Genomic DNA, 17966 nt, shown 5'->3' on the forward strand with positions numbered 1-17966 from the left:
CGGACATTTCGCGTGAGGAGATCCTGCACCAGGGGTACGACAATTTCGAGCGCCGTCACCGGCCGCCAGCACCCGGCGACAGAGCGCCGACCAGCGGGGATCACTGCACCGCGGCCACCAGCAGCCCTCCGCCGACCGGCAGCAGCGCCGGCACCAGCCGCTCGTCCTCGCGGATCGCTCGCGCCAGTTCGCGCGCCGCGAGCGAGCCCGGCTCGCGCCGCTCGCCGCGCGCCGCGTCCGTCACCCCGTGGAACGCGATCACCCCGCCGGGCCGCAGCAGCTGCACCCCGTGCTCGTAGTAGCGCGGGTACTCGGCCCGCGCCGCGTCCACGAACACCAGGTCGTACCCGCCGCTGGTCAGCCTCGGCAGGACGTCCAGCGCGCGGCCCATGATCAGCCGCGTGCGCCCGGGCGGGTACCCGGCCTCGCGGAACGTGCGCCGCGCCGCCTGGTGGTGCTCCGGCTCGATGTCGATCGAGGTCAGGACCCCGTCCGGCGCCATGCCGCGCAGCAGGTAGAGCCCGCTGACCCCGATGCCGGTGCCGATCTCGACCACCGCGCGGGCCCGCAGGCTCGTCGCCAGGAAGCACAGCGCCGCTCCGGTCGCGGGTCCGAGCGCCGCGCAGCCCAGCTCGGCCGAGCGCGCCCGTGCGGCGAGCAGCGCGGCGTCGGCCGGGTGGTCGGGCAGGTAGCCCTCGGCGTGGTCGCCGCCACTCGCCGCGAGCGTCTCGGAGGTCACGCGCGCAAGGTTAGCGCCGGTCGTCGCCAAACCCGTGGAAGACGTGCACACTTCTCTCAGGCGGCTCTCAGTCTCGTCTCACTACCCACATAAGGAGAGAGGCCAAGCTGGGTCTCAACGGGCGCCAGGGGTTCCCGGGAACACAGTGCGGATGGCCCGCGTTGGACAGATCAGTTGGGAGAACAGCCTGATGGAGGTGCCGTCCCCCACGATGCAGAACAGCCTGAAGAACGAGCAGGTCGAGGGCCAGCCGGTCACGGTCGACGAGTCCGCGTGGACTCCGCCGTCGTGGGACGAGGTCGTCCGCGAGCACGGCGACCGGGTCTACCGCCTGGCGTACCGCCTGACCGGCAACTCCCACGACGCCGAGGACCTCACCCAGGAGACGTTCATCCGGGTGTTCCGCTCGCTGGCGTCCTACAAGCCGGGCACCTTCGAGGGCTGGCTGCACCGCATCACCACGAACCTGTTCCTGGACATGGCGCGCCGCCGCTCGCGGGTGCGCATGGAGGGGCTGCCCGAGGACACCGACCGCATCGTCGGTGACGACCCGAGCCCCGAGCAGGTGTACAGCGACACCCACCTGGACCCGGATCTGCAGGCCGCGCTCGACGAGCTGCCGCCGGAGTTCCGCGCCGCCGTGGTGCTGTGCGACGTCGAAGGACTTTCCTACGAGGAGATCGGTGCGACGCTCGGCGTGAAGCTGGGCACCGTGCGCAGCCGGATCCACCGCGGCCGGCAGGCGTTGCGTGCCTCGCTCGAACGGCGCCGGGCGGCCAAGGAGGAATCGGTGGGGGTTTCCGCATGAGCGAACTGCGAGGCTGGGGCCTGCCCGAGTCTCACCTGCTCCCCGACGCCGTCGTCGCCTTCGTGGACGGCGAGATGAGCCTGGGCGCCCGCGAGCGTGCCGCGTCGCACGTCGCCCGCTGCCCGATCTGCGCGGCCGAAGTGACGTCGCAGCGCCAGGTGCGCGCGGTCGTCCGGCACGCGGAAGCACCGTCGATGCCGGCTAGCCTGCTGGCGAGCCTGCGCAACATCCCGCAGGACACCGACCTGCCCACCAGTCCCGACAACCTCGCCGTGACCGAGGACGGCCAGCTGGTCGCGATCCAGCGGCCGGACCGCGTCGCCGGTCTCAAATCGTCCCCTTTTGGGTCGTCGGCGCCGCTCGGGTCGAGCGCGCCTCTCGGTAGTGGTTCCGCCGTACTGGGCGGGCAGCGTCATCCGTCGGTCCGGCGCCGCGTCGCGCAGGGGGCCGGGGTGGCCGTGTCCGGCCTGGTCCTGAGCGCGCTCGCGCTCGTGGTGACCTCGGCGTCCAGTGGCGACCCGACCCAGGCCAACCCGGAGCCGGGCCAGGCGCCCGCCCCCGGTGTGCTGCGTGCCCAGCTCGGCGGCGAGCCGAGCGCCCCGGCCACCACCACGACCACCACCACTCCCGCCGCCGTGGCCGGTCGCTGACGCGCCCTTCACCGTCCGCGCGGGACAATCGGTGGCGTAGGGTCGCGCCGACAGCACGACGAGCCAGCCACCCGGGGAACGATGAGTCAGCCGAATCCACCACAGGACAGCGCCGGTGCGGAGCCGCGGCTGGCGCCCCGCCCGCTGGACCGGCCGCCGGTGGATCCCGCGGAGGCGGGTGTGTTCGGCCGCCCGCACGGCGTGGACGGCGCATTCGACAAGCTCTACACCCCCGGCACCCGGGGCGGCGACAAGATCGCCGCCGCCCCGCCGGCGCCGGAGTCGCTGGCCGAGGCCTTCGGCCGCCCGCCGGGCGCGGAGGACGTGCGGCTCCAGCGGCCGGCCGGGGACAACGGCAGGCACCCGGGCGGTGATCCGGAGCCGCCGCTGTGGTCCCGCATGACCGACCCGTGGCGTGATCCGGGTTCGGCCGCGGTGCTGTCCCGCCCGGCCCTCGATCCCGACGACTCCGACGACGACGATGCCGACCGTCCCCGCAGCGCCCAGCTGTCGCTGCCGGAGCTGCTGTTCGGCCGCCGGGTCAAGCCGGTCGCGCTGGGGCTGCTCGGGGTGATCTGCTTGCTCATCGGCGCCGTCGGTGGCCTGATCGGCTGGTGGCTCGGCGGCGCGGGCGACTCGCTGACCGGCTCGGCGACGATCTCCGAGGCCGAGGCGGGCAAGGAACGCGCGCCCGGCTCGATCGCCGACATCGCGCAGCGCGTCGCGCCCGCGGTCATCTCGATCGAGGTCAAGTCGGGCCAGTCCGGCAGCGTCGGCTCCGGCGTGATGATCGACCCGCAGGGCTACGCGATCACCAACAACCACGTCATTTCGCTGGCCACGAGCGATCCGCAGGCCAAGATCACCGCGGTGTTCACCGACGGCACCCGCACCGAGGCGCGGGTCGTCGGGACGGACCCGAAGACCGACCTGGCCGTGATCAAGGTGGCCGTGTCCAACCCGACGGTGCTGCAGATCGGCGACCCGGGCAACCTCGAACCGGGCGATTCGGTGATCGCGGTCGGCTCGCCGCTGGGGCTGGAGAACACGGTGACCTCGGGCATCGTGAGCGCGCTGCACCGGCCGGTCACCGCGGCGGGGGAGAACGGCGAGCCGCCGGTCACCTACGACGCCATCCAGACCGACGCGCCCATCAACCGCGGCAACTCGGGCGGGGCGCTGGTCGACTCCACGGGCGCGCTGGTCGGCATCAACTCGTCGATCCGCACGGACGGTGGCGAGGACGGCTCGGGTGGCAGCATCGGCATCGGGTTCGCGATCCCGGCCGACGACGCCGTCAAGATCGCGCGCACGCTGATCAGCAGTGGTCAGGTCAAGCACGCCGACATCGGGGTGAACGCGGCGTCGGTCGCTGCGGAGACGTCGGAGGGCGCGCAGGTGCTCAACATCGCCGACGGCGGTCCGGCCGCCCGGGCCGGCATCGCGGAGGGCGACGTCATCACCAAGCTCGGCGACCGTCTGGTGCGCAACGCGGCCGAGTTGACGGTGGCGGTGCGGCAGCACGAGATCGGCGAAACGGTGCCGGTGCAGCTGGTGCGGCAGGGGCGGACGCTGATGGTCGACGTGACGCTGGGTTCGGACTGACGGCCGGATGGACGAGGTGTGAACTCCGCGCGCAGGATCCGAACGGCCCGGTTCCCGGGGTAATCTGAGAGTGCTACGGCCGGGTGAGGCGGAGGTTCGCGAATGTTCGAAAGCGTTGGCTGGGGCGAGATCCTCGTCCTGCTCGTCGCGGCCCTGTTCATCCTCGGCCCGGAGCGGCTGCCCGAGGCGGCGGCGTGGCTGGGCCGCAGCGTGCGGAAGGTGCGCGACTTCGCGACCGGCGCGCGGCAGCAGCTCAAGGACGAGATGGGTGCGGACTTCGAGCAGTTCCAGAAGCCGCTGGAGGACCTGCGGCAGCTGCGCAACTTCGACCCGCGCCGGGCGGTGACGCAGCACCTCTTCGACGGCGACCCGGACCCGCTCGGGCTCAACGGCTTGTCGGGCGGAAGCGTGAAACCGAACGGCTACCCCGCGGCGACGACCACCCCGTCCGCCAAGACGGAGCCGGAGCCGCTCAAGCCGGGCGAAAAGCCCCCCGTGGACCCCGACGCCACCTGAGCAAGAAAGGGCGCCCCTGGTGGGGGCGCCACTTTTTTTTCGGTTGGAAGCGAGAACCGCCGGCCGGCGACGCAACGCCACCGACTACCCCAACCAGACCTCCCCCGCCCCCGATCCACAGCCGATCTTTGGTCGCCGATCAGGCGTGTCAAGGTACTCTTTCCCGCCTTGACACGCCTGCTCGGCGACCGAAACACAATCAGGCATCGGGGGCGGGGGTGGTCGTAAGGTGACCTTTGGCGCCGTGAGGCGCTTTCCGCCCGTAGGGCGGACTCTTCGCCTGCCTCAAGTCACTTCTAAAGATCAAGAGATGTCCTCGCCGGACGGGCAGGCTCCGGGATGACGGGGAATGCAGGCACGTCACCTTGGCGAGGTGGTCGCTGAGTGGTCATCCCGTCGCCTGCGGTTTGTGCATATCACCTTGAGCCAGGGCCGCAAGGTTGGCATGGTCGGCCGCCGGTTGGCGGCCTGGGTTGCGGCCCTGGCTCAAGGTGATCGTCACGTGTCAGGCGACGGGATGACCACCCAGCTCACTTGTGTTTTGTGGGCTAGCGCCCGCGTCAGCGCCCGCTGGGGCTGAGGTTCAGCATCTTCCCCGCCAGCCCCCGGGCCCGCACCGACAGCTTCTTCGCCACGTCCCGGAGCACCTCCGACGCCTGGGCCTCCGGCTCCGCCAGCACCAGCGGCGTCCCCGCGTCGCCCTGCTCACGCAGCCGCGGGTCGAGCGGGACCTGGCCCAGCAGCGGCACCTCGGTGCCCACCGACTTCGACAGCGACTCCGCCACCGTCCGGCCGCCGCCGGAGCCGAAGATCTCCATCCGCTCCCCGGACGGCGTCTCCAGCCACGACATGTTCTCGATGACCCCGGCGATCCGCTGCCGCGTCTGCATCGCGATCGCGCCGGCCCGCTCGGCGACCTCGGCCGCGGCCTGCTGCGGCGTGGTCACCACCAGGATCTCCGCGTTCGGGATGAGCTGCGCGACCGAGATCGCGATGTCCCCGGTGCCCGGCGGCAGGTCCAGCAGCAGGATGTCCAGATCGCCCCAGAACACGTCGGCCAGGAACTGCTGCAGCGCGCGGTGCAGCATCGGCCCGCGCCACACCACCGGCGTGTTGCCCGGGGTGAACATGCCGATGGAGATGACCTTCACGCCGTGCGCCTGCGGCGGCATGATCATCTGCTCGACCTTGGTCGGCTTCTCGCGCGCGCCCAGCATGCGCGGCACCGAGTGGCCGTAGATGTCCGCGTCGACCACGCCGACCGACAGCCCGCGCTGGGCCATCGCCACCGCCAGGTTGACCGTCACGCTCGACTTGCCGACCCCGCCCTTGCCGGAGGCGACGCAGTACACCCGCGTCATCGAGCCCGGCTGGGCGAACGGGATGACCGGTTCCGCGGAATCCCCGCGCAGCTGTTTCCGCAGCTCGGTGCGTTGCTCGTCGCTCATCACGTCGAGCTCGACGCGGACCTCGCGGACGCCGTCCAGCTTGCCGACGGCGGCCCGGGTGTCCTTGGTGATGGTGTCCTTGAGCGGACAGCCCGCCACCGTCAGGTACACCGCCACCGTGACGACGCCGTCGTCCACCGTGACGTCCTTGACCATGCCGAGGTCCGTGATCGGCTTGCGGATCTCGGGGTCGTGAACGTCCTTCAGCGCCGCGCGGACGTCCTCGACGCTGGGGATCTGCTGCGTACTGGTCACCCCACCATGCTACGGACCGGTAGTGGCCTCCGCCGGTGGCCTATTGCTTTTGCCACGTCGCGGCTTCGTGTTGAGGTCCTCACGCAGCTTGTCCAGCTCGCCACGCAGGTAGTCCCGGGTGGCGACCTCGCCGACGGCCAGGCGCAGCGCGGCCAGCTCGCGCGCCAGGTACTCGGTGTCGGCCTTGGTCTGCGCCGCCCGGTGCCGGTCCTCCTCCAGCGACACCCGGTCGCGGTCGTCCTGGCGGTTCTGCGCCAGCAGGATCAGCGGCGCCGCGTACGCCGCCTGGGTGGAGAACGCCAGGTTGAGCAGGATGAACGGGTACGGGTCCCAGCGCAGGGCGGCCGCGCTCAGGTTGACGATGATCCACACGATCACGATGAGCGTCTGCCAGAACAGGTACTTCCCGGTGCCGAGGAACCGGGCCAGCCGTTCGGACAGCCGTCCGAAGCTGTCCGGGTCGATGCTGACCAGGGGACCCCGGCTGGAGCGGGGCTGGTCGAGGCGGCGCCGCGCGGTCAACTCAGGCACTGTCGATCTCCTGTCCCTCGGTGATGTCGGCCAGCCCGGTCTCGCGCCAGCGGTCGGGCAGCAGGTGGTCGAGCAGGTCGTCGACGGTGACGGCGCCCAGCAGGTGGTCCTGGTCGTCCACGACCGGACCGCAGGCGAGGTTGTAGGCCGCGAAGTAGCGGGTGATCTCGGAGAGTTCGGCGTCCGCGCCCAGGGCGGGCAGGTCGGTGTCCACGACGCTGGCGACCAGCTCGGCCGGCGGCTCGCGCAGCAGGCGCTGGAAGTGCACGCAGCCGACGTACCGGCCGGTGGGGGTCTCGGTCGGCGGGCGGCACACGAACACCAGGCTCGCCAGCGCGGCGGGCAGGTCCGGGTTGCGGATGTGGGCCAGCGCCTCGGCGATCGTGGCGTCCGGGGCGAGGATGACCGGCTCCGGCGTCATCAGGCCGCCCGCGGTGTCCGAGGAGTAGGTGAGCAGGCGCTTCAGCGGCTCGGACTCGTCGGGGTGCATCAGCTCGAGCAGGCGGCTCTGGTCGGCCGGGGCCAGCTCGGCGAGCAGGTCGGCCGCGTCGTCCGGGTTCATCGCCTCCAGGATGTCCGCGGCGCGCTCCTCGGCCAGGTGCGCGAGCAGCTCCTTCTGGTCCTCCTCGGGCAGCTCCTCCAGCACGTCGGCGAGCCGCTCGTCGTCCATCGAGTCGACCACCTCGTGCCGCCGCTTGGTCGGCAGGTCACGCATGGTCGCGGCGATGTCGACCGCGCGCATGGTGTCGAACAGCATCAGCAGCTGCCCGGCGCCCTGCGGCTGGCCGGTGAGGTCGGTCAGGCTCAGCCCGCGCACCTCCGACCAGGGCAGGACCCGCAGCGACGAGCGGCGGCGGCCCAGCCCGAGCCGCCCGGTGCGCTCGCGGACGGCGAGCTTGGCCAGCACCCAGTCGCGCGTGCGGACCGGTTCCATCGCCGCGTCGGCGACCGTGACCCGCGCGTCGTTCGCGGCCAGCCGGGCCTGCGCGTCGATCAGCTGCCCGAGCACCAGCACCTCGTTGGGGCGGCGGTGGAAGCGGCGCATGTTGACCGAGCCGGTCGCGAGCGTGACGGCGTTCGGTTCGATCGCGGTGACCCGAAGCATGGGCACGAACACCCGGCGGCGGGTGGCGAGCTCGACGACGAGACCGAGCACCCGCGGCGGCTGCTGGTCGAGCCGGAGGCCGGCGACCAGGTCGCGCACCTTGCCGATCGACTCGCCGTCCGGCCCGAAGACCGGCAGGCCGGCCAGCTGGGCGGCGAAGACTCTGTTCACTCCGGCCATGGTTGTCACATTATTCGAGTGCGGCCCACTCGGCGATCGCTGTCAGGATCGCCACGCTGGGGAAACCGCCGTGCTCGGTGGCCCACAGCCAGTCGTCCACGGCCCGCACCAGCGTCCAGGCGCGTGCCTTGTCCGCGTCCAGCCCGGCGGTCAGCACCCGCACCCGCGCTTCCACTGTGGACTCGGTGAACCGGTTCCACAGCAACGGGATCAGGCCGAACTCCGGATCCCCGGCGATCGGCTGCGGGTCGATCACCAGCCACGGTTCGCGCGTGCCGGCGAGGACGTTTTCGTAGTGCAGGTCCTGATTGACCAGTGATGTCCCGGCCGCCGGCCCGAGGTCCCGGCACACGGCGACCGCGGCGTCCAGCAACCGCTTCGGCACCGGCCGGCCCAGCCGTGCCCACTCCGCGGGCATCTCCTCGGCGAGCCGGACGGCCTCGTCGCGCAGGGTGCGGCCGAGCGGGGGAGCGGGGACGGTCAGCCGGTGCAGCAGGCCGTTCGCGATCTCCAGCGCCTTGTCCAGCGGCTCGGTCAGCAGCGAACGGGACGCGTCGAGCCGCTCCAGCAGCAGCGCGCCGCGAGCGCTTTCCAGCAGCCGCACCGCTCCGCGACCCTCCCAGGTGGACAGTGCCACCGGCTCGTCCCGGGTCCAGTCGTCCTGCCAGGCGAGCTTGAGCACGAGCGGCTCGCCGTCGCGGCGCACCGGGAACACCAGCGCCGTGTAGCCGTGCCACGGCGGGCCCTCGATCGCCAGTCCCCAGCGGCGGCAGCACCAGTCCGCCAGGTCCGGCAGCCCGGCGAGCCACGGGCGCACCACGTCGCCCTCGTTGTCGATCAGCCGTTCCGCGAACTCCCCCGGTACCCGCACGTCACCCAGACTGCCAGTAATCGGGCACTTCCCAACCAGTGTGACGGGGGTAACATCGCGTCAAGGGACACGCACCCCTGGGAGCCGCCATGCTGGCCGAAATCATCTCCGTCGTCGCGGCCGTGGGAGTCACCGGGCTCGCCACCAGCGTTCGCGTGGTCCGGCAGTACGAGCGCGGGCTGGTGTTCCGGTTCGGCCGGGTCCGCCCTGCCGTCCGCGAGCCGGGCCTGACCCTGCTGCTGCCGGGCGCCGACCGGTTGCAGAAGGTGAACATGCAGATCATCACCCTGCCGGTGCCGGCGCAGGAGGGCATCACGCGGGACAACGTGACGGTCCGCGTCGACGCCGTCGTGTACTTCAAGGTCATCGACCCGGTGGTCGCCGCCGTCAACGTGCAGGACTACCGGTTCGCCGTCGGGCAGGTCGCGCAGACCTCGCTGCGCTCGATCATCGGCAAGAGCGACCTGGACGACCTGCTCTCCAACCGCGAGCGGCTCAACCAGGGGCTGGAGCTGATGATCGACAGCCCCGCGCTGGACTGGGGCGTGCACATCGACCGGGTGGAGATCAAGGACGTCGCCCTGCCCGAGTCGATGAAGCGGTCGATGTCGCGCCAGGCCGAGGCCGAGCGGGAACGCCGGGCGCGGGTGATCTCGGCCGACGGTGAGCTGCAGGCGTCGCACAAGCTGTCCGAGGCCGCGGGCATCATGGCCGACACCCCGGCCGCGCTGCAGCTGCGGCTGCTGGAAACGGTGGTGCAGGTGGCGGCGGAGAAGAACTCCACGCTCGTGCTGCCGTTCCCGGTGGAGCTGCTCCGCTTTCTCGAACGGCAGACCACCCAGCCGGAGAAGTCCGCCGAGCGACAGGTGAACGGGCAGGCGCCGGCGCCGCGGCAGCCGGAGGAATCCGCCCCCGGGTGAGGCGCGCCATATGCGGGATCGCCCGGCGGGCGCGATACTCGCCGGTAATACCGCCCGCAGACACAGGAGTCGCCCCATGGCCCGTCTGGCCCGGACCGCCGGTCTCACCGACGTGCAGCAAGAGATCCTGTCCACGGTCCGCTCGTTCGTGGACAAGGAGATCATCCCGCACGCCCAGGAGCTGGAGCACGCGGACGCCTACCCGGCGGACATCGTCGAGGGCATGAAGGAGATGGGCCTGTTCGGGATCACGATCCCGGAAGAGTACGGCGGGCTGGGCGAGTCGCTGCTGACCTACGCGCTGGTGGTCGAGGAGATCGCGCGCGGGTGGATGAGCGTCTCGGGCGTGATCAACACGCACTTCATCGTGGCGCACATGATCTCCCGGCACGGCACGCCGGAGCAGAAGCAGAAGTACCTGCCGAAGATGGCGGCCGGCGAGGTTCGCGGTTCGTTCTCGATGTCCGAGCCCGACCTCGGATCGGACGTGGCGGCCATCAAGACGCGCGCGCGGCGGGACGGCGACGACTACGTCATCGACGGGTCGAAGATGTGGCTGACCAACGGCGGCTCGTCGAACCTGATCGCGCTGCTGGTGCGCACCGACGAGGGCGCGGAGAAGGCTCACCAGAACCTGACCACGTTCCTGGTGGAGAAGCCCGAAGGTTTCGGCGAGGTGGCGCCCGGCCTGACGATTCCGGGCAAGATCGACAAGATGGGCTACAAGGGCGTCGACACCACCGAGGCGGTGTTCGACGGCTTCCGGATCCCGGCGTCGCAGATCCTCGGCGAGGCCCCGGGCAAGGGGTTCTCGTTCATGATGGACGGCATCGAGGTCGGCCGCGTGAACGTGGCGGCGCGGGCGTGCGGGATCGCGATCCGGGCGTTCGAGCTGGCGGTCGAGTACGCGCAGCAGCGCAAGACGTTCGGCAAGCCGATCGCCGAGCACCAGGCCATCGCGTTCAAGCTGGCCGAGATGGCGACCAAGGTCGAGGCCGCGCACCTGATGATGGTCAACGCGGCGCGGCTGAAGGACACCGGCGAGCGCAACGACGTGGCGGCGGGCATGGCGAAGCTCATCGCGAGCGAGTACTGCGCCGAGGTGACGCAGGAGGCGTTCCGCATCCACGGCGGCTACGGGTACAGCAAGGAGTACGAGATCGAGCGCCTGATGCGCGAGGCGCCGTTCCTGCTCATCGGCGAGGGCACCAGCGAGATCCAGAAGACGATCATCAGCCGCGGCCTCCTGCGCGAGTACCAGTCCCGCTCCTGACGCGCGGCGGCCCGTCCGCCCAGGTGGGCGGGCCGCTCCCCGGAGCTGGATTTCGCTCCGGTATCGCCCGTGGAGTGTCGGGTTCGCGTGGTTTCATGGTGGTTGGCAGGATGAAGTCACTCGATCACTACGACAGCACAGGTGATGACCGTGACCAGCCCGTTCTCCTCCGGCGGCCGTCAAGCACAGGGCCTGCCGCGATTGCCGACGCCGCCCACGGGATGGCCGATCGGCTCCTACGCCACCTACCAGGAGGCGCAGCGGGCGGTCGACTACCTCGCTGACAACCAGTTCGCGGTCGAGGACGTGACCATCGTCGGCGTCGACCTGATGCTCGTCGAGCGGGTGCTGGGCCGGCTGTCGTGGGGTCGCGTCCTCATGACCGGCGCCATCTCCGGCGCCTGGTTCGGCCTGTTCGTGGGCTTCCTGCTGGCGATGTTCGCCTCCGGCGCGACCGTCACCTACCAGCCGATCCTGGTCGGCCTGGTCTCCGGTGTGCTGTTCGGCCTGGTGTTCGCCGCCATCAGCTACGCCTCCTCGCGCGGCCGCCGCGACTTCGCCTCGGCCAGCCAGCTGGTCGCCGGCCGCTACGACGTCCTGTGCCAGCCGCGCAACGCGGAGCAGGGCCGTGACCTGCTGGCGAAGCTCGCGATGCGGCCATCCGGGTCAACGGACTGAATCGTGACCTCCACCGCTTGCGGTGCGTGATCGCCGGGCATAGTTTCAGTTCCCACCGATCGTGCGACCCGGGTTGACACCCTCGGGTTGCTTGATTGCATGCACGACGGCGTGCGGGGTGGGTCTCCCGCCGGCCGCGTGCCGAGGAGGAGGCCTGATGGGGAACGGTAAGAGCCGGGGCAGGCCGCCCGGCCGGATCGCAGCGGTGGTCGGCGCCGGCATGCTGACCGCCGGGCTGGTGACCGCCTGTGGATCCGAACAGGGGATCACGCTCAACCTGTACTACGCGCCGGAGGACACGTTCCAGTCGGTCGTGGACAACTGCAACGCCAAGGCCGCGGGGCGCTACAAGATCGTCTACAACAAGCTCCAGCGCGGCGCCGACGACCAGCGGCTGCAGATGGCGAGACGGCTCGCCGCCGGTGACGAGGGCCTGGACATCCTGGGCCTGGACGTCACCTGGGTGCCGGAGTTCGCCGAGGCCGGCTGGGCCGAGGAGTGGACGGGGACGAACAAGGCGCAGGCGGAGGCGGGCGTGCTGCCCGGCCCGCTGGCCACCGCCACCTGGAACGGCAAGCTGTACGCGGCGACGAAGAACACCAACGTCCAGCTGCTCTGGTACGACGACCGGATCACGCCGCAGCCGCCCGCGACCTGGGACCAGATGATCGACCAGGCCGAGCAGCTCAAGGCGGCCGGCAAGCCGCACAACATCCTGTTCACCGGCGCCCAGTACGAGGGCCTGGTGGTCATCTACAACACGCTGGTCGCCTCCGCGGGCGGGCACATCCTCTCCGACGACGGCAAGTCCGTGGTCATGGACGAGGGCGCGGTGCAGGCGCTGGAGATCCTCAAGCGGGTCACCGACAGCGGCATCACCGACCCGTCGCTGACGAACCAGAAGGAGGACGACGTCCGGCAGGCGTTCCAGCGCGGCAACGGCGCGTTCGAGCTGAACTGGCCGTTCGTCTACGCCTCCTTCGCCGACGAGCAGCCGCAGGACCTGCAGCACTTCAAGTGGTCCACCTACCCGGCGGTCGACCCCGGCACACCGGCGAGGACCACGATCGGTGGCTACGACCTCGCGGTCAGCACGACCTCCAAGCACAAGCCGGAGGCGTTCGAGGCGGCGCTGTGCCTGCGCAGCCCGGAGAACCAGAAGTTCTCCGCGCTCAACGACGGCGTCCCGCCGAGCATCGAGTCGCTCTACACCGACGACACCCCGCTCGACCCCACCAAGCCGGTCGACGCGGACAACAACCCGAGCATGGCGACCGCGTACCCGATGCGGGACGCGATCTTCGCCGCGCTCAAGGACCCGGCGGTGCGCCCGCTGACCCCGGCGTACCAGAGCCTGTCGACGGTGATCTCCAAGGTGCTCTCGCCGCCGTCGGAAATCGATCCGCAGCGGACGGCCGAAGAGCTGCGCAGCAAGCTGACCGACGCGCTGAACTCGAAAGGGGTGATCCCGTGAGCACGGTCGAGGACGTTTCCACGACGCCACAGACCACGGCGAGACCGGGCAAAGCGGCCCTGAGCGAAGGGAAGAGGGCGGAGCGGCGGCTGGGCTGGCTGCTGTGCGCGCCCGCGGCGATCGTGATGGTCGCGGTCACCGGGTACCCGATCGTGTACTCGATCTGGCTGTCGCTGCAGCGCTACGACCTGCGGTTCCCGCAGAACACCGAGTTCGTCGGGCTGGCCAACTACGCGGCGGTGCTGTCGGACTCCTACTGGTGGACGGCGTTCGGCACGACGATGGCCCTCACGATCATCTCGGTGGCCATCGAGCTGGTGCTGGGCATGCTGCTCGCGTTGATCATGCACCGCACGCTCGTCGGCCGCGGCCTGGTGCGCACGGTCTCGCTGATCCCGTACGGCATCGTGACCGTGGTCGCCGCGTTCTCCTGGTACTACGCGTGGACCCCGGACACCGGCTACCTGGCCAACACGCTGGCCGGTGACTCGGCCCCGCTGACGCAGTACCTCCCGTCGATGGCGATCATCATCCTCGCCGAGGTGTGGAAGACGACGCCGTTCATGGCGCTGCTGCTGATGGCCGGGCTCGCGCTGGTGCCGGACGACCTGCTCAAGGCCGCGGCGATGGACGGCGCGAACGGGTGGCAGCGGTTCATCAAGGTCATCGTGCCGGTGATGAAGCCGGCGATCCTGGTGGCGCTGCTGTTCCGCACCCTGGACGCGTTCCGCATCTTCGACAACATCTACGTGCTCACCGGCGGCCAGAACGACACGTCGTCGGTGTCCATGCAGACCTACAACAACCTGATCAAGGGCCTGAACCTGGGCATCGGGTCGACGATGTCGGTGCTCATCTTCATCACGGTCGCGATCATCGCGTTCATCTTCATCAAGCTGTTCGGCACCGCGGCGCCGGGCAGTGACAAGGGAGGGAAGCGCTGATGGTGATGGGCGGAGCGGTCACCACCGGCCGCAAGACGCGGTGGACCCTGATCGACATCGTGGTGGTGGTCTACGCGCTGGTGCCGGTCCTGTGGATCCTGTCGTTGTCGCTGAAGACGAAGGACACCATCGACGACGGGAAGTTCATCCCGCGCTCGTGGACGCTGCAGAACTACGCGGACATCTTCCAGACCCTGGACTTCGTGCGGGCGCTGATCAACTCGATCGGCATCTCGCTCATCGCGACGCTGATCGCGGTGATCCTGGGGACGATGGCGGCGTACGCGATCGCGCGGCTGGACTTCCCCGGCAAGCAGCTGCTGGTCGGGGTCTCGCTGCTGATCGCGATGTTCCCGCAGGTGTCGCTGGTGAGCCCGCTGTTCAACATCGAGCGCACGCTCGGGCTGTTCGACACCTGGCCGGGGCTGATCCTGCCGTACATCACGTTCGCGCTGCCGCTGGCGATCTACACGCTGTCGGCGTTCTTCCGGGAGATCCCGTGGGAACTGGAGAAGGCGGCCAAGATGGACGGCGCGACGCCGGGGCAGGCGTTCCGGCGGGTCATCGCGCCGCTGGCGGCGCCGGGTGTGTTCACCACCGCGATCCTGGTGTTCATCTTCTGCTGGAACGACTTCCTGTTCGCCATCTCGCTGACCTCGACCAACGCGTCGCGGACGGTGCCGGCGGCGTTGTCGTTCTTCACCGGGGCCTCGCAGTTCGAGGACCCGACCGGGACGATCTGCGCCGCCGCGGTCGTGATCACCGTCCCGATCATCCTGTTCGTGTTGTTCTTCCAGCGCCGCATCGTCGCGGGGCTGACCTCCGGTGCGGTGAAGGGGTAGCGCCATGGCTGAGATCGTGCTGGACAAGGTGAGCAAGCGCTATCCGGACGGTGCGCTCGCCGTGTCCGAAGTGGACCTGCAGGTCGCCGACGGCGAGTTCATCATCCTGGTCGGCCCGTCCGGGTGCGGGAAGTCGACCACGCTGAACATGGTGGCCGGGCTGGAGGACATCTCCTCCGGTGAGCTGCGCATCGACGGCGAGCGGATGAACGAGAAGGCGCCGAAGGACCGGGACATCGCGATGGTGTTCCAGTCCTACGCGCTGTACCCGCACATGAGCGTGCGGGAGAACATGGCCTTCCCGCTGCGTCTGGCCAAAATGGACGACGCCACGGTGAAGGCGAAGGTCGAGGAGGCCGCGGAGATCCTCGACCTGACCCAGCACCTGGACCGCAAACCGTCCAACCTGTCCGGTGGGCAGCGGCAGCGGGTGGCGATGGGCCGGGCGATCGTGCGCAGCCCCAAGGCGTTCCTGATGGACGAGCCGCTGTCCAACCTGGACGCCAAGCTGCGTGGGCAGATGCGCACGTCGGTGTCGAAGCTGCAGCGCCAGCTCGGCACGACGACCCTGTACGTCACGCACGACCAGGTCGAGGCGATGACGCTGGGCGACCGGGTGGTGGTGCTGCGGGCCGGGTACGTGCAGCAGATCGGGTCGCCGCAGTTCCTCTACGACCACCCGACCAACCTGTTCGTGGCCGGGTTCATCGGGTCGCCGTCGATGAACTTCGTGCCGGCGACGCTGGAGGACGGGAGCCTGAAGAGCGCGCTGGGCGCGGTCCAGCTGCCGGACCGGCTGCGCCGCCTGGCGGAGGCGGCCGGTGCGCCGCGCGAGGTGATCGCCGGCATCCGGCCGGAGCACTTCGAGGACGCCGGGCTGCTGGACGAGTCGGCTCGCGGCAAGGGCTGCGTGTTCAGCGCGCACGTCGACGTGCTGGAGTCGATGGGGTCGGAGAAGTACGCGTACTTCACGGTGGAAGGCGCGACGGCGACGTCGTCCGAACTGGCGGAACTGGCGGCGGACGCCGGAGCGGACGATGTGCCGGGCGGCGGAGCGTCCATCACGGCCCGGCTGTCGCCATCGTCGGGCGCCCGGGAGGGCGGCACGCTCGACGTGTGGTTCGACGTGCAGAAGGTGCAGCTGTTCGACCCGGCGTCGGGGAAGAACCTGACCTTCGAGGGCTGAGGCCGCCTTGTGGGCCCGCGCCGGCCTGGCGTCGGCGCGGGCCATCTCAATCTGCCGTTGTGCCCGGCGGATCCGCCGCGCACCATCCGATGAAGCCGTGGCCCGTGGCAGGCGATCGCCGGTCGCCGATTCGATGTCCCGGAACGAGCGGCCACTGGATCGCCTGAGGCAGTGCAGTGCGGCAACCCACGCTTCACGGTGCACCGCGTGCTGGTCGACCCCTGCGCCATGCCGGCCGGCTTATGCGATGCAAATCTGTGGGGAGGCCGCTGAAGGCTCTCTCAGTCGCAACCGGGCATTCTCACCTCAACGACGGGAGGTGGCGGATGGCCAGGGCAGCGGTGGCGCGATGATCGCCCTCGGGGTGGTCTGCGCGGTTCTCGGGGCGGTGGCCGCCGCCTTCGGGGCGTGGCTGCAGCACCGCGGCGTCACCGCCGTCGGCCGCACCCATCCGGCCGCCCTTCTGCGCAACCCGGCCTGGCGGCTCGGCGTCCTCGTCCTCACCGCCTGCACCGTCCTGCAGGCACTGGCCCTCGCGCTCGCCCCGGTCACCGTCGTCACCCCGATCGTCGTGCTGGCGCTGCCGATCCTGACCGTCCTCAACGGACCCCGCGACCCGCTCACCCGCGTTGCCGTCGCCGCGGTCACGCTCGCCGTCGCGGTGTTCGTCACCCTGACCGCGCGCGACGCGAAACCCGCCACCATCCCGCCGGACACCGTCCTGGACGCCGGTCAGCTCGTCGGCATCATCGTCGTGAGCCTCGTCGCCGTCGCGGCGTTCGCCCAGGGCATCGCCCGCAGCGCGGCTCTCGCCGTCGCCGCCGGGGTCGGCTACGGCCTGGTCGCCGTGCTCATCAAGGACGTCCTGCACGCCGACGGCCTGCCCTGGCTCAGCGTGCTCGCCACGGTCCTCGCGTTCGCCACCGCCGCCTGGCTCGTCCAGCACGCCTACGCCAGCGGCCCGCCGGACGTCGTCGTCGGGTGCCAGACCGCCGCCAACCCCGTGGTCGCCACCGGGCTCGGCATGACCGTCCTCGGCGAGGCGCCCGCGCTCGACCTGCCGACCCTCGCCGCGTGCGGAGCGACCGCGATCGCCGGCATCGCGGTGCTCGCGGTCCGGCGCGACAGCCTCACCGGCGCGCGTGCCACGCCTTCATCGAACAGTCCAGGCCGTCCAGCAGCATGGTCAGGTACCGCTGCCACAGGTCCGGGGCCACGTCGTGCGAGTACTCCACGACCGACGCGACCATCTTGAACAGCACCGGCAGTCCGTCTCGGCGAAGTCCCCGCGCAACGCGCCGCTGCGAGGAGGACGCCCGCGCGGCACTGGCCGAGCCGGACCCGTGGGAGGCGGTTCCCGAAAAAGGAACACCTGATCGACGCGATGTTCGCCCGCCGGCTGGAGGAAGGGGAGTCGAGCTCGCCGGGGGAGGCCAGCCGGCTCGGCGGCCGATCCGCACCACGCGCGGCGCTGGCTGATCCTGGTGATGATCGGGCTGGCCCAGCTGATGGTCGTGCTCGACGCGACCATCGTGAACATCGCCCTGCCCACCGCCCAGCACGAGCTGGGCTTCTCCAGCGACGCCCGCCAGTGGGTGGTCACCGCCTACGCGCTCGCCTTCGGCAGCCGGCTGCTGGGCGTGTTCGCGCGGATCGAGAGGCGCGTGGCGCACCCGCTGCTGCCGATGCGCGTGCTGTCGTCGGGCCGAAGGTCCTCGTCGGCGTCTGGGGCGCGGGCATCTTCCTGCTCGGCGCGATCATCTGCGGACTGCTGATCAAGCCGGGCGTGCCCGCAGAACTCCACACGGACATGCCGGTCGTCCACGCGTAGTGCGCGAAGCCGCCGGTTCTCAGCATGAGCGCACGACGGTCGCGGCGAGGGCACATCTTCCCTGGTCGGTTCGCGGAGTGTGAATTAACCCACGAGAGTGACGGGTCATT

At 70.5% G+C, this 17966-nt stretch carries 17 protein-coding genes and 1 pseudogene; 13 read left to right on the forward strand and 5 right to left on the reverse strand.

Annotation, left to right across the window (positions count from 1 at the left end):
* Positions 1 to 100: 100 nt before the first annotated feature.
* Positions 101 to 739, reverse strand: coding sequence for an O-methyltransferase (locus IE290_RS32955; RefSeq protein ID WP_094006874.1), 639 nt, complete (start codon positions 737 to 739; stop codon positions 101 to 103).
* A 190-nt stretch (positions 740 to 929) separates the two neighbouring features.
* On the opposite strand from IE290_RS32955, the gene sigE reads away from it, so the two are divergent.
* The 4 genes from sigE to tatB all read left to right on the forward strand — a co-directional run bounded on the left by sigE (position 930) and on the right by tatB (position 4318).
* Positions 930 to 1547 carry an RNA polymerase sigma factor SigE gene (gene sigE / locus IE290_RS32960; protein ID WP_191248641.1) on the forward strand — a complete coding sequence of 206 codons (618 nt, stop codon included), beginning with the start codon at positions 930 to 932 and terminating at the stop codon, positions 1545 to 1547.
* Positions 1544 to 2197, forward strand: coding sequence for an anti-sigma factor family protein (locus IE290_RS32965; RefSeq protein WP_191248642.1), 654 nt, complete (start codon positions 1544 to 1546; stop codon positions 2195 to 2197). Before sigE ends, IE290_RS32965 begins: the two co-directional genes overlap by 4 nt.
* A gap of 81 nt (positions 2198 to 2278) precedes the next feature.
* On the forward strand, positions 2279 to 3802 hold the full coding sequence (locus IE290_RS32970; protein WP_191248643.1) for a S1C family serine protease: 1524 nt from the start codon (positions 2279 to 2281) through the stop codon (positions 3800 to 3802).
* Between the two features lie 102 nt (positions 3803 to 3904).
* Positions 3905 to 4318 (forward strand): Sec-independent protein translocase protein TatB, encoded by a 414-nt coding sequence (gene tatB / locus IE290_RS32975; RefSeq protein WP_191248644.1) that lies wholly within the window; start codon positions 3905 to 3907, stop codon positions 4316 to 4318.
* Between the two features lie 560 nt (positions 4319 to 4878).
* Here tatB and IE290_RS32980 read toward each other — a convergent pair.
* Genes IE290_RS32980 through IE290_RS32995 form a run of 4 tightly spaced genes read right to left on the reverse strand, consistent with a single transcriptional unit; the run spans position 4879 to position 8717 of the window.
* Positions 4879 to 6021, reverse strand: coding sequence for an Mrp/NBP35 family ATP-binding protein (locus IE290_RS32980; protein ID WP_191248645.1), 1143 nt, complete (start codon positions 6019 to 6021; stop codon positions 4879 to 4881).
* A 9-nt stretch (positions 6022 to 6030) separates the two neighbouring features.
* The gene (locus tag IE290_RS32985; RefSeq protein WP_191248646.1) at positions 6031 to 6552 is read right to left on the reverse strand and encodes a DUF1003 domain-containing protein; all 522 of its coding nucleotides are present in this window, start codon (positions 6550 to 6552) and stop codon (positions 6031 to 6033) included.
* On the reverse strand, positions 6545 to 7837 hold the full coding sequence (locus IE290_RS32990) for a magnesium transporter MgtE N-terminal domain-containing protein (RefSeq protein WP_191248647.1): 1293 nt from the start codon (positions 7835 to 7837) through the stop codon (positions 6545 to 6547). The genes IE290_RS32985 and IE290_RS32990 overlap by 8 nt, the downstream gene beginning before the upstream one ends.
* A 10-nt stretch (positions 7838 to 7847) precedes the next feature.
* On the reverse strand, positions 7848 to 8717 hold the full coding sequence (locus IE290_RS32995) for an aminoglycoside phosphotransferase family protein (RefSeq protein WP_373300606.1): 870 nt from the start codon (positions 8715 to 8717) through the stop codon (positions 7848 to 7850).
* 80 nt (positions 8718 to 8797) lie between these two features.
* Here IE290_RS32995 and IE290_RS33000 point away from each other — a divergent pair, with 80 nt between their 5' ends.
* The 9 genes and pseudogenes from IE290_RS33000 to IE290_RS33040 all read left to right on the forward strand — a co-directional run.
* Complete coding sequence (locus IE290_RS33000; RefSeq protein ID WP_191248648.1) at positions 8798 to 9628, forward strand: slipin family protein; 831 nt, start codon at positions 8798 to 8800, stop codon at positions 9626 to 9628.
* A gap of 76 nt (positions 9629 to 9704) precedes the next feature.
* Positions 9705 to 10901 carry an acyl-CoA dehydrogenase family protein gene (locus IE290_RS33005; protein WP_191248649.1) on the forward strand — a complete coding sequence of 399 codons (1197 nt, stop codon included), beginning with the start codon at positions 9705 to 9707 and terminating at the stop codon, positions 10899 to 10901.
* A gap of 144 nt (positions 10902 to 11045) precedes the next feature.
* Entirely contained in the window at positions 11046 to 11579 is a 534-nt protein-coding gene (locus tag IE290_RS33010; protein WP_191248650.1) for a YflT domain-containing protein, read from the forward strand.
* Positions 11580 to 11736: 157 nt separating this feature from the next.
* Positions 11737 to 13053, forward strand: coding sequence for an ABC transporter substrate-binding protein (locus IE290_RS33015; protein WP_191248651.1), 1317 nt, complete (start codon positions 11737 to 11739; stop codon positions 13051 to 13053).
* Positions 13050 to 13997: a carbohydrate ABC transporter permease gene (locus IE290_RS33020; RefSeq protein ID WP_308431400.1), complete on the forward strand. Its 948-nt coding sequence runs from the start codon at positions 13050 to 13052 to the stop codon at positions 13995 to 13997. The genes IE290_RS33015 and IE290_RS33020 overlap by 4 nt, the downstream gene beginning before the upstream one ends.
* Complete coding sequence (locus IE290_RS33025) at positions 13997 to 14839, forward strand: carbohydrate ABC transporter permease (protein WP_191248652.1); 843 nt, start codon at positions 13997 to 13999, stop codon at positions 14837 to 14839. Before IE290_RS33020 ends, IE290_RS33025 begins: the two co-directional genes overlap by 1 nt.
* Before the next feature lie 4 nt (positions 14840 to 14843).
* Positions 14844 to 16025 (forward strand): ABC transporter ATP-binding protein, encoded by a 1182-nt coding sequence (locus tag IE290_RS33030; RefSeq protein ID WP_191248653.1) that lies wholly within the window; start codon positions 14844 to 14846, stop codon positions 16023 to 16025.
* Positions 16026 to 16344: 319 nt separating this feature from the next.
* Complete coding sequence (locus tag IE290_RS33035; RefSeq protein WP_191248654.1) at positions 16345 to 17280, forward strand: hypothetical protein; 936 nt, start codon at positions 16345 to 16347, stop codon at positions 17278 to 17280.
* A gap of 190 nt (positions 17281 to 17470) precedes the next feature.
* Positions 17471 to 17662: pseudogene (locus tag IE290_RS33040) on the forward strand (MFS transporter); the annotation flags it as partial.
* Between the last annotated feature and the right edge of the window lie 304 nt (positions 17663 to 17966).

Origin of the sequence: Amycolatopsis deserti, assembly GCF_014653945.1 — a bacterium.
GTDB classification, from domain to species: domain Bacteria; phylum Actinomycetota; class Actinomycetes; order Mycobacteriales; family Pseudonocardiaceae; genus Amycolatopsis_E; species Amycolatopsis_E deserti.